General features: G+C 47.6%; 12 protein-coding genes. 9 read left to right on the forward strand and 3 right to left on the reverse strand.

Annotated features, from left to right (window positions below; all coding sequences use genetic code 11):
• Window positions 1-72: 72 nt before the first annotated feature.
• From ntrB to B649_RS07180, 3 genes are read left to right on the forward strand one after another with little or no spacing between them, the layout of a single operon-like run.
• A complete protein-coding gene (ntrB, locus tag B649_RS07170) occupies window positions 73-855 on the forward strand; it encodes a nitrate ABC transporter permease (protein WP_015653852.1) in 783 nt (260 codons plus the stop codon).
• Window positions 852-1,652 carry an ABC transporter ATP-binding protein gene (locus B649_RS07175; protein WP_015653853.1) on the forward strand — a complete coding sequence of 267 codons (801 nt, stop codon included), beginning with the start codon at window positions 852-854 and terminating at the stop codon, window positions 1,650-1,652. Before ntrB ends, B649_RS07175 begins: the two co-directional genes overlap by 4 nt.
• Window positions 1,653-1,704: 52 nt before the next feature.
• Window positions 1,705-2,997: a hypothetical protein gene (locus tag B649_RS07180; RefSeq protein ID WP_015653854.1), complete on the forward strand. Its 1,293-nt coding sequence runs from the start codon at window positions 1,705-1,707 to the stop codon at window positions 2,995-2,997.
• 92 nt (window positions 2,998-3,089) lie between these two features.
• On the opposite strand, the gene B649_RS07185 is transcribed toward B649_RS07180, so the two are convergent.
• Window positions 3,090-3,665, reverse strand: coding sequence for a bifunctional precorrin-2 dehydrogenase/sirohydrochlorin ferrochelatase (locus tag B649_RS07185; protein ID WP_015653855.1), 576 nt, complete (start codon window positions 3,663-3,665; stop codon window positions 3,090-3,092).
• A 110-nt stretch (window positions 3,666-3,775) separates the two neighbouring features.
• On the opposite strand from B649_RS07185, the gene cobA reads away from it, so the two are divergent.
• The 4 genes from cobA (at window position 3,776) to B649_RS07205 (ending at window position 10,383) form a co-directional block, all read left to right on the forward strand.
• Window positions 3,776-4,552 carry a uroporphyrinogen-III C-methyltransferase gene (cobA, locus tag B649_RS07190; RefSeq protein ID WP_015653856.1) on the forward strand — a complete coding sequence of 259 codons (777 nt, stop codon included), beginning with the start codon at window positions 3,776-3,778 and terminating at the stop codon, window positions 4,550-4,552.
• Window positions 4,530-6,437 carry a hypothetical protein gene (locus tag B649_RS07195; RefSeq protein ID WP_015653857.1) on the forward strand — a complete coding sequence of 636 codons (1,908 nt, stop codon included), beginning with the start codon at window positions 4,530-4,532 and terminating at the stop codon, window positions 6,435-6,437. Before cobA ends, B649_RS07195 begins: the two co-directional genes overlap by 23 nt.
• The gene (locus tag B649_RS07200) at window positions 6,437-8,002 is read left to right on the forward strand and encodes a DmsC/YnfH family molybdoenzyme membrane anchor subunit (protein WP_015653858.1); all 1,566 of its coding nucleotides are present in this window, start codon (window positions 6,437-6,439) and stop codon (window positions 8,000-8,002) included. The genes B649_RS07195 and B649_RS07200 overlap by 1 nt, the downstream gene beginning before the upstream one ends.
• Window positions 8,003-8,088: 86 nt before the next feature.
• The gene (locus B649_RS07205; protein WP_015653859.1) at window positions 8,089-10,383 is read left to right on the forward strand and encodes a nitrate reductase; all 2,295 of its coding nucleotides are present in this window, start codon (window positions 8,089-8,091) and stop codon (window positions 10,381-10,383) included.
• On the opposite strand, the gene B649_RS12250 is transcribed toward B649_RS07205, so the two are convergent.
• Entirely contained in the window at window positions 10,376-10,783 is a 408-nt protein-coding gene (locus tag B649_RS12250; RefSeq protein WP_015653860.1) for a c-type cytochrome, read from the reverse strand. The two genes, B649_RS07205 and B649_RS12250, sit on opposite strands and share 8 nt — an antisense overlap.
• Complete coding sequence (locus B649_RS07215; protein ID WP_015653861.1) at window positions 10,780-11,403, reverse strand: hypothetical protein; 624 nt, start codon at window positions 11,401-11,403, stop codon at window positions 10,780-10,782. Before B649_RS07215 ends, B649_RS12250 begins: the two co-directional genes overlap by 4 nt.
• Before the next feature lie 151 nt (window positions 11,404-11,554).
• Between B649_RS07215 and B649_RS07220 the strand changes: the two genes are divergently transcribed.
• Both B649_RS07220 and B649_RS07225 read left to right on the forward strand, forming a co-directional pair.
• Window positions 11,555-11,923 carry a hypothetical protein gene (locus B649_RS07220; protein ID WP_015653862.1) on the forward strand — a complete coding sequence of 123 codons (369 nt, stop codon included), beginning with the start codon at window positions 11,555-11,557 and terminating at the stop codon, window positions 11,921-11,923.
• A gap of 6 nt (window positions 11,924-11,929) precedes the next feature.
• The gene (locus tag B649_RS07225) at window positions 11,930-12,187 is read left to right on the forward strand and encodes a GIY-YIG nuclease family protein (RefSeq protein ID WP_291750837.1); all 258 of its coding nucleotides are present in this window, start codon (window positions 11,930-11,932) and stop codon (window positions 12,185-12,187) included.
• Window positions 12,188-12,213 lie beyond the last annotated feature (26 nt).

The raw sequence follows: 12,213 nt of genomic DNA on the forward strand, positions 1-12,213 counted from the left end.
TTGATTCGGGATCTAATCTTAGAGATGCTGAATCAAGTTTAGCATGACAATAAAAATTTACAAGGAGACCCAATGGTTTCAAAATATATCAATGCCGTCCTTTTGCCGCTGCTGCTCTTTGGAGTAGTCATCGCGATTTGGTCGGCCATTGCAGCTCAGATACCGGGATTTCCTCCTCCGGGCGAAGTATGGAGTGAACTTCTCGTCGTCCTCTCCGATCCGTTCTACAACAACGGTGCGGGAGATCAGGGGATCGCACTTCAACTGGGTAATTCTCTTGCCCGCGTATTCGGAGGATTTGCCCTTGCTATCGCCGTGGGTGTTCCGGTGGGGTTATTGATCGGGATGTCTAAAAGTGCTTATACGGCGTTCAACCCGTATATCCAAATACTCAAACCCGTTTCACCCCTTGCGTGGCTTCCACTCGCATTGTTCGTGTTTAAAGAGGTCAATACGACGGCTATCTTCGTCATTTTCGTTACTTCTATCTGGCCGATTATTATTAATACGGCACTGGGAGTTCGAAGTGTCAGCGAGGATTATCTAAACGTTGCACGTGTACTTCAGTTGAGTCCGTTTGAGAAAGTATTTCAAATTATCCTCCCCGTTGCCGTACCGTTTATTTTTACGGGTATGCGTCTATCATTAGGGATCGCATGGCTGGTTATCGTCGCAGCAGAGATGCTCACAGGCGGTGTCGGGATCGGCTTTTGGATTTGGGATGAGTACAACAATCTCAACTACTCCCATATTATTATCGGAATCATCCTTATCGGGATTATCGGGTATATTCTCGATGCTCTGATGGGGATTATCGCCGATTTCTTTGATTATCGTAAGCGAGGACTCAAATGAGCGCAAAACCTTTTTTAAAAATCGATCATGTCGATAAAATCTTCCCTTTAGGGGGAGGCAAAGAGTATGTTGCCCTTCGAGATATCCAACTGGATATACAAGAGAATGAAATCGTCTCGATCATCGGTCACTCCGGATGCGGGAAATCGACGATTCTGAACCTCATTGCCGGATTGGATACGATCAGTAACGGGACAATTTTGCTCGAAGACAAACATATCCTCGCTCCCGGACCCGAACGTGCGGTGGTGTTTCAAAACCATTCGCTCTTACCGTGGCTGAGTGTCTACCAAAACATCGAAATGGCGGTACGCAAAGTTCTCGGTGAAGATCTCAGTAACAGCGAAATCCGCGATCATGTGATGAAATACATCAGTATGGTCAATCTTGATCATGCCAAAGACAAATATCCCGGTGAGATCAGCGGAGGGATGAAACAGCGTGTCGGTATCGCCCGTGCCCTCTCCATCCAGCCGAAAGTCTTGCTGATGGATGAGCCCTTCGGTGCGCTCGATTCGCTGACCCGTGCCAATCTCCAAGATCATTTGATGCGGATCCAAATGCAAACAGGCAACACCGTCATCATCATCACCCATGATGTCGATGAAGCAGTCCTTCTCAGTGACCGAGTCATCATGATGACCAACGGTCCTGAGGCGACCATCGGAGAGATACTGGAGGTGAACCTTCCACGTCCCCGTAATCGTTTGGAATTGCAACAAAACCCTGAGTATCTCCGATGCCGCGAAGCGATCATCGAATTTCTCTATTCTAAATTCGCCAAAGAAGACGAATAGCTCTTTTTTACCCCCGTTTGGGGGACAAACAAAACATCATAAGGAAAGCATAATGAAACTGACGAAACTAAGTTTAGTGGCTGTAATGGCATTAGGAACAAGCGTATACGCGATCGATAACGTAAAAGTGAACGGAGAGGCGAAAGTTTGGTATCAAACGTTTGAAACAGAAGGGGTCGGTCAATCAACCAACGGTCTTGATTTTTTTGATCACGATGTAAATTCTATGGCCAATGTAAAACTGAGTGTCGGAGCTACCGCTGATTTGCTTCAAAATCTCAGTGCAGGGGTAAAAGCTTCAGCTCTTACAACACTCGGTTTGGAAAATAATCTCGTCGGGGATGTCTCTACCACTAAATTTGATGCGCAGGGCAACAGTGTAGGAACAGCTAAGCTTGATGACCAGTCATGGGTAGAAGAGCTCTATTTGGCCTATAGCGTAGGTAAAACGACCGCTAAAATCGGTCGCCAAGCGCTTTCTACTCCATTGGCATTTACCGAAAACTGGAACATTACCGAAAATACGTTTGAAGCGGCAGTATTGCTGAACAACGATCTTCCTGATACGACGTTAGTTGGTGCATGGGTCGGCAAGCATAACGGTGTGGGATTATTGAAACCGACAACCGGTCGCGGAACCACTATCGCGTATAACGGTGAATTTAGTACGTTTGGAGCGGATGGTGCGTATGCCGTAGCGGCCATTAACAAATCCATCCCGAATACAACTGTACAGGCATGGTATTACAATGTAGGTCAAATCGCCGATGCGTATTGGTTGCAAGCCGATGCAAAGGTTCTTGGTATGGTAACTCTCGGTGCACAGTTTGCCGGGATGAATCCGGACTCTGCATTGGGCGGCGGTACTACCGATCGCAGTACGGAGATGTATGCGCTTAAAGCGGCTGGGGACGGTGCAGGAGTCAATGTGTATGGAGCATTCTCATCGGTGAATGATGGTACTCTTGGATTTTCAAACGTGGCAACGGGGGATAAAACGATGATGTATACCGGACTTGCAAGTGTTTACTTCGACGGTGAAATCGTTGCTGCACCCGATACCGATGCATGGAAAATCGGTGCATCGACTAAAATGGTTCCGGGTGTCACTCTCGCTGCGAGTTACGGTGAAGCGGAAACCGGAAATAATGGCGGGACTGCAGCAGCGGTTGCCGGTGCAAGTCTTCAGGATAATGACTATTCCGCTTGGGATGTTGTTGCCAGTACCAAAGCAGGTCCCATCGATCTCACCGCGATCTATACGGAATTTGATAGAGAAAATGCTTCGGGTGTGAAAACTCTCGACAATGCGCTCTTCCGTCTTATCGCCTCTTTGAAATTCTAAGCGATCTTTTTTTCCATTCACCCCTCGCGGGTGATCAGATTCAAGCAGTAGAGGATTACGATCTCCTCCTTATGTTTCGCCCACTTCGTTCTCTACTGCTTGGGTGTGATAAAGCTTTCAAAAAATGTTCGACAAATCCCAATAATCTTCTCTTGACGAGCCTTGCCTACCGGCTCGCTTTGACGAATCGCATGAACTTGATCGATCAGATTATGAATCCCATCAGGAATAACCGACGTTAAAAATTTACGTAACGCTGAACTGACCGCAGGAGCCCTCCCAGCCGTATTGATCCCAATAGATAAATCCCCTTCAACGATCAGTGCAGGGAAGATGAAGCTGCACAATGCCGGAGAATCGACACAATTAACGGGTGTTTTAGTCGACATACAGGTATGAAAGATCTTTTCTTGCTCATCCATATCATCCAATGCACCGATGACCAAAAAACGCCCCTCTAAATCGCTGGATTCATATTCTCTTTCTAGGAGTATAATTGGGTATTGAAGAGCAAGAGAGCGAATCTCTTCATGGATATCGGGGGCAATGACACTCAAGGTTGGTGAGAATTTTACCAATTGCTCAATTTTTCGCAAAGCCACTTCCCCTGCTCCAATGACCAAGCAATCTTGACCTTTTAAATCGACAAACATAGGGAAAAGTGCCATTTAAAATCCTTCTCAACAAACTGATTAAAAAATAAACAAAAATTTGTTTTTCTTATTGACATTTTACACTATTATTTTAAAGACAAAAAAGTCCTAATAAGGAATATCCTATGAACGGAAAATTATATTTAATCGGGTGTGGACCCGGCGATGCCGATCTACTAACCCTTAAAGCACTTAAAACGATTGAGAAACTTGATATTGCACTTATTGATCATCTTCTCACCGATGAAATCATTGCACTGATCCCTTCACGAGCCAAAGTAGTGTTTGTGGGAAAAGAGAAAGGGAAGCACAGTTTTCCTCAGGATCAGATCAATGCAATGATTAGTGAATATGCTCTGCAAGGATTCACGGTAGGACGCCTAAAATGCGGTGATCCCTACATCTTTGGTCGTGGTACGGAAGAAGCGATTTACGCTTCTCAAAACAATATTGAGACCGAAGTCATCCCGGGAATTTCATCTGCCTTTTCCGGCCCGCTCTCCGCTGGAATTGCCCCCACTGCGCGCGGTGTCAGCACAGGGGTTTCCGTGGTTTCTGCCCATCTCTCAGGGGATCGTGTAAATCTTTCATGGATACCTATGTTAAGTGTCGAAGATCACACCACGGTTGTACTCATGGGGTTAAGCCGTACACGTCAGATTGTGAAAGAGGCCTTGGATAAAGGGATTGATGCTTCATTGCCTGTTGCTATCATCTCTAATGCCACAACGGCGATTCAAAGCTCTGTTATCACTACGCTCGGCGAGCTGATTACTGCCGCCAAAGGAGCACCGAAACCGGCTATTTTGGTGTTCGGCAATGTTGTCAATTTAGCACAGGTTCTCCCAACCTACCGTTATGAAATCAAGGAGGAATGTAATGACATCGCTCTCTCAAGCTAATGCCGAGCGCAGTGCCAAACGGCACAAAACCGAATCGATCAAAGATGCTTTTAGTGCAACCGAAGCGTGGGAACGACTGATCGGTTATTCCAAAACCGGATACGCGTCGATCAGTGACGATGACAAAGATTTTGTCCTCAAAAGTTTCGGTATTTTCGATCGTCCCGCTACACCTGAACGGTTTATGATACGGGTACGGATTGCCGGAGGCGGACTCAGCGTTGAACAAGCACTCGTCGTTGCGTATGTGGCAAAATCGTTCGGTCAAGACTACATCGATATCACCACCCGTCAGCAAATCGAGCTGCGTTATCTGCGCATCGAAGATCTCCCGGAAGCGTTGAAACTTTTAGAAGATGTCGGACTCACAAGCTATCAAACCGGAGTGGATAACTTCCGAAATATCCTCATCGATCCGCTCGATGGGCTGGCAATGGATAATATCATCTCCACTAAAGCGATCATGGAGCAGATTCAATCCGTCTTTTTGAAAAATCCCGACTGGATCACTACCCTGCCCCGTAAATTCAATATCGGAGTCAACGGTTCACTCAGCAATCGATGTAATATTTTCGGTCAGGATTTTGCACTCTCCCTTGCAGAAAAAGAGGGGGAATACGGATTTAACCTCTATCTGGGCGGTCGTGTGGGAAGTTTGGCACACGATGCCGATATGTTCGTTGCCCCTTCCGAAGCGGTACGTGTCTTTGAAGCGGTGGCAACCCTCTTTAAAACCTATGGATTCCGCGATAACCGTAATAAAAACCGTTTGAAGTTTCTGATCGAAGCCGTCGGAATGAGTGAATTTAGAGCTGCGATTGAAGAGCAGTTAGGGCATGCGATGCCTAAAGCGGGGATAAGTCTTGCCCAGCTGGAAGGGGGAGATCATTACGGAAAAATCGCTCTGAATGATGGCTCATTCGCCCTCTATGCCGCTGTCCCATCCGGTGTTTTTAGCGGCACCGATCTCTTCCATGCAGCCCATATTGCCCAGTCACAAGGGGGAGCACTCCGTCTTACGATCGAGCAAAATCTTATTGTCACCGGAATTCGCGATGAAATAGCGGCACTTCAGTCACCGCTCTTTGTCAAATATCCTAACCGCCCCTCACCGTACATGGCGAACCTCATCGCCTGTGCAGGGAGCGAGCATTGTCCTTTCGGCGTCATACCCGGTAAACCCGATGCGATTGATATGGGTGAGTATTTAAGTCGTGAAGTCCCTTTAGAGGATGCAAAAGTACGCCTTTACTGGTCGGCATGTATCAAAGGGTGCGGAGTGCACGGTGCCGGAGATTTGGGCTTTGTCGGATGTAAAGTACCGCGCAACGGTAAAACAGTACTCGGAGTCGATATTTTCATCGGCGGAAGTTTGAGCGGTGAGGGGGAAGAGGCTCATCTATTGCTGAAGGGGATCGTCCTCGAAGAGGCTCGTGAATTTGTGGCCGAATTGATGCGGCAATACCGTGATCTACGAGTTGCTAAAGAGAGTTTAGAACATTTTATTCAGCGTCTTCACATCCGTTATAGCAACTATGCTATCGGTTTTTTAATGCGATGGAACCGATTTATGAATCTTCAATCACTCGAATCCACGCTCCATTTTAATCTCAAAACCCACGGTGGAAGCCACAAAGAGAGTGATGAAATCTATCTCTTCGGTTTGTCCCTCGTTCAGTCGATCACAGGAACAAAAGCCTATGATGTCGAAGACCCATTTTTAGAAGGGAAAAAACCGTTTGCTTTTGATTTAAAAGTATTGGATAAACACTATCTGCCTTTTAAGGCAATTATTGAGAAAATGATCCATCCCAATCCTTTGAATCGGTATCAAGTTTTTACCGAAATCACGAATGATCTTACGACACTGGAATCGAGCCTATAATGGAATCAACACCACTGGAGAGCTTTATCGGGTATAAAGCCGCTACCGGAATGCAATGTGGAAACTACAGTATCGATGTTCCGCCTCTGGGTGTGGGGGAACAGTACCGTTTCCATTTCGATGCCACCAAATGCATCGGATGCCGCTGCTGTGAAGTGGCGTGCAATGAGCAAAACAATAACCCTAGCGACATCAAATGGCGTCGCGTGGGCGAGATGGAGGGGGGAAGCTTCCCAGACACCCTCTTGCTCTTTAACTCCATGAGCTGTAACCACTGCATTGATCCCGCCTGTCTCATCGGCTGTCCCACCAACAGCTACATCAAATTCGATAACGGTATCGTCTTTCACGATGATCCCAGCTGTATCGGATGCCAATACTGTACCTGGAACTGCCCCTACGGTGTCCCGACCTACCACGAAGAGCGCCATATCGTTACCAAATGCCATATGTGTCACGAACGTCTCGCCATCGGCCAAAGCCCCGCCTGTGTCCAAGCGTGCCCCTCCGGTGCCATCGAAATCGAAACCGTCAATGTCAGCGAATGGAAAGAGAGTGCTATCGACACGCAGGGCAATATGCCTCATCTGGCAAACGCGCGCCTCACCCATTCCACGACCCGCTTTACCCTCCCAAACGATCTCCCCGAAACGATGAGTAAAGCCGATGAACATCATCTGCACCCTGCTCATTCCGAGATTCCGCTCGTGTTTATGACGGTTCTCACTCAAATGTCGTTGGGGGCTTTCGGCGCATTGTTCGTCGGAGATATTCTTTCCCTGTTCGGATTTTTTGAGCCCAACTGGATACTTGCCCTCCTCACCCTTGCTCCTGCCGCACTAGGACTCCCCCTCTCAGCTCTGCATCTTGGGCGTCCACTTAAGGCACTCAGCGCGATGAAAAATCTCCGCACCAGCTGGCTCAGCCGAGAAGCCGCCGCATTAGGTGCATTTGCAACACTGATGAGTCTCAATGTCGCTCTCTATTATTTTGAGATTACGACGGCGATACGCCTTGTTTTTGAAGCGATGACACTGATGGTCGGACTTTACGGTATCTATGCCCAAGCGATGATTTATCGTATACCTGCCCGCCCTTCATGGGATAGAGTAAGCACCAACCGAAAGTTCTTTACCACTGCCTATAGCGGACTTTTTTTAGTCGCCCTTGCCCTCCTCATTTTCGGACAAAACGATTCGGCAACACCGTTGCTCAGTGCGGCAATGTTACTGGCACTCATGCACGGATTTTTTACATTTGATGCCTACAATGAACTCAAAAGTTCATCGATACCGCAGTTACAAAAAACGCTCCGGTTGTACCGCGAATATTTCTTAACATTCCATACGCTCCGATGGGGTATGTTTGCCGTGGGTGCCTTTGCACTGCCACTGCTTACCACTTTGTTTATCGCGTCAGGGGTGAACCTCGCATCCATACTCACTTTGGGAATCGCGCTTATCCTTTTAGTGCTTAGTGAGCTTATGGATCGATTTTTATTTTATACAACAACGGTTCCCCTCTCTATGGCCGGCGGTTTCTTCGTTGGCACACAACGACATTAACCCGTTCGCCCTGAGCCTGTCGAAGGGTGCATTCATGGTTCGACAAGCTCACCACGAACAGAATAGATAAAACGAAAGGCTTTACGATGCTAAATTCACTCAAAAACTTCCTCGGTCTGGATATCAAAGCCTCCAAATACGCTCTGAGTGATGATCCGATGTTCGGACGCATAGCAGATGCGAAAAAACCGGATAAATGGGTCTTCTCCACCTGCGGCTACTGCGGCGTGGGGTGCGGTCTCTACATCGGGGTCAAGGATGGAAAAGCCGTTTATACCAAAGGCAACGCCTGTCATAGTGTCAACATGGGAACCCTCTGCCCAAAAGGTCTAAGCGAACACGAGATGCTCACCTCCTCCAACCGCCTCCTCTCCCCGCTCATTCGCAAGGGGGAGACACTGGAAAAAGCATCGTGGGACGAAGCGTTTACCAAAGTTTCCGAGACATTCAAATCCATCAGCGAAAAATACGGTTCGCGCGCCATCGGCGTCCTCTCGACCGGACAGCTTTTGACCGAAGAGTTCTATACCCTCGGCAAACTGGTTCAGCTGGGGCTTCGTACCAACAATTACGACGGAAATACAACCCTCTGCATGGCTTCGGCGGTGGCAGGATACAAACAATCCCTCGGCTCCGACGGTCCTACCGGATCGTATGAAGATTTTGAGTGTGCCGACGTGATCGTACTCGTGGGGGCGAACATCGCCGACAACCATCCGATCCTCAAACTCCATATCGCCAAAAACACCAAAAAGCCCAAAATCATCGTGATCGATCCGCGAGCCTCAAAAACGGCGCAGATGGCCGATATTTTCGTCCCCCTCAAACCTCGTACCGATCTCGCCCTTTTCAACGGCCTGGCCTACATCGTTTTGGAACAGGGGTGGGAAAACAGCGAATACCTCAAAGCCAACGTCACGGGGTTAGGCGATTTGCGCCGCCATCTCCAAAACTACCCTCCGCAGGAAGTTGCCAATATCACGGGAGTCGATGTCAAAACCCTCTATGAACTCGCCCGTCTCATCGCCGGAGCACCGGCGGCACTTACCGCATGGACAATGGGAGTCAATCAATCCTACATGGGAACCGATACCGTCAGCGCTATCATCAACCTCCACCTCCTCACGGGGCAGATCGGACGTCCGGGAGCCTCCCCCTTTTCGATCACGGGGCAATGCAACGCCATGGGAACGCGTGAGAGCGGTTTTACCTCTTCCCTTCCGGGATACCGTAACTACGGTGATGAAAAAGCGGCACAAGAGTACGCTGATATCGTCCATGTACCGCTTGAGCTGATCCCGACCTCACGGGGCTACAAATACGGTGAGATCATCGGAGCAATCGAGCGTGGTGAGATCAAAGCGCTGTGGGTTGTTGCGACTAATCCGCTGGTCAGTTTCGTCGATCAGAGACGCTTACGTGCCGCCCTTGCCAAACTTGATCTCCTCGTCGTACAGGATGCGTTTATGTCCGATACGGCAGAACTTGCCGATGTCGTCTTCTCTGCCGCAACATGGGGAGAGAAAGAGGGAACCTACACCAACTCCGAGCGCCGCTGTAACCGCGCGAACAAGGCGATCAACCCTCCGGGCGAAGCCAAAAGCGATTTTGATATTTTTCTTGAGTTCAGCGGTTATTTCGAGGGGGTCAAAGAGTTAATCTATCCCAACTGGGAAACACCGGCCGATGCGTTCGAGGAGTGGAAACGGGTCACGCAGGGACAGCTGTGCGACTATTCGGGTATGAGCTATGAAATGATGGAACGTAGCGGAGGAATACAGTGGCCGTGTAACGAACAATTCCCCCTCGGTACGCCGAGACTTTATACCCCTGAAATCGGTTTTCGCACCCTTGATGGCAAAGCCAAACTCCTGAGCTTGGAATGGATACCGCTCCAAGAGCCGACAGTCGAGCAGTTCCCCGTTATTCTCAATACAGGCCGCACCGTCGAGCAGTGGCACACCCGTACCAAAACACGAGAAATCGGTATCCTCAACGATTTGGCTCCCGAAGCGTGGGTCGATATTAATCCTGCCGATGCCGAACAATTGGAGGTCAAAAGCGGAGATCGTCTCTCCATCAGCTCACCGCGCGGACGGGTCGATAATATCGTGGTACGGGTGACACAGACGGTACGGGAGGGAAATGTCTTTGTCCCGTTTCATTTTAACACCCAGCTCATTAATACCCTCACTCCGAGTCTATTTTGCCCTAAATCGGGAGAACCGAATTTTAAACAAACCGCCGTTCAGCTCCACTCGCAGAAAGTACCGGAGGGGATCAAAATGAAGTCTCCACAGATCAGCGGTGAAATCACATTCCAAAGAACGGATGCTGATCTGCGAATAGAGGAAAAAACGTTAGAACAGGCGGTTATTTAAACGAGACTTTTGCATACCGATCGATAATCCATTCAGCAACCGCTTGTTTTTCATCCTCATTCAACTTCCCTTTGAGGGAGGGCATAATTCCAAATTTTTCAATCGCCATCGGGTGACACATACTATATTGCACACTAGGATTTTCGATGTAGTCTTTGATAAATGCAATCGTCACACGACGCTTCACATCCTCATCCTCATCGGCAATAATAATATTCTCTTTGAGTCGATTGGAAACTTCTACCATAGGAGGAGCCTTGAGAGTGTGAAGTACTTTTATCACCTCTTTTTTCTCCATCATTTCAACGTGACATTGCATACAGTTTTTTTGATAGACACTATACCCGTCTGCCCCGTATAGCGAAAGAGCAACCCCCAGTATCATCCCCATTTTAATCATATAATTCTCCCTTCTTCTAACATTTTTAATTTGATAACACCATCATCGCGATGATCGATTAAAATCCGTTTAACCCGATCCTGCCATGCAGATTGAAAGGCTTCACGTGTCTTCATATCACCTTTTCCGCTCAAAATCATTCCAAGCCATTCTTGCATCTGCGGATGAGCTGAAACGATCTTTGGATTGTAACTTAAGCAAACACTTCGATCGGTATCGATCCGCTCCAACACCATATCGCCCTCTAATCCCTCATCAAAATAGAGGAGATTTCGTCGATCAAATCGTCCGCCCAAACCATGAAATCCACTCGATTCAGTCGCTCCGGTAATCATGGATGCAACATTGGCGATTACCCCGATAACGCCATCGCCAAGCTTTCCTTTGATCGTAACGCGAATCTCTCCCCGAACAGGGACGCTTTCAGGGTATAAAAGGGCAAGCCCTTGCTGCAGCATACGATAGGCCCCTGCAACCGTGGGACAGGAGTGCCCCGCTAATTTAACCGCATCGGCATAGCTATATTCCATGATCCCGCCTGAAGCGGCACCCAGAATATCTGCGAGGGGATCAGCCATTGTGATTACGGGAACATTGTTAAAAAAAATAGGAAAAGACATACGCATAACTCCTTTTAATTTAGGAGATTATAATGTTTCATAAGCGTATGGATATTGATATATATCAATTTGTCTCTCTTAATCCTATGCGTTACTAATTATGTGTACAATTGCTTTTATAAAAAAGTAACCCCATACAAAAGAGATGCCCATGACTTTCCCTCCGGCAAAATTACAACAAATCAAAGAATCGACCGAAATCTACAAACACGAAGTGACTACGCTTAATACGCTGATTCACCAAGAATCCGATGACAATCGTCTCGACATGCTTTACTACCTCCGTGCGATCTCCACGATACAACACTGCAACCGTATCGGACTGCTCGATGCGGAAGAGATGGAAGAGAGTTACATGGAAGCACTGGGAGAAGAAGTCTCCCGCTACTTCCCACATAAGGACGATTCAGAACTCTTTGATGATATTGCCGTACTCGAAGAAGATGTCAAAAGCGGTTTTTTCGATGACCCTGAAGGCTCCAAAAAAAGATTACTGGATGCCTTGAAAATTACCTTATAAATTTGAATGCTTATGATTTCTGACCTTGCGTATAGTGTTTATATCCTCAGATGCAGTGATAGCACTCTCTATACCGGAATCACCAACAATCTGGAAAAAAGGATAATGGAGCACAATACCTCGGATCGCGGAGCCAAATATACCCGCTATCGCCGTCCGGTAACCTTGGTCTACCATGAAGCACATGAAAATAAAAGCGAAGCACTAAAACGAGAAATTGCTATTAAAAAAATGCCCCGATCCAAAAAAGAGAAGCTGTTATAAATTTTTCATTATCGATTTAAAGCTAC

Source organism: Candidatus Sulfuricurvum sp. RIFRC-1 (genome assembly GCF_000310245.1).
Lineage (GTDB): Bacteria > Campylobacterota > Campylobacteria > Campylobacterales > Sulfurimonadaceae > Sulfuricurvum.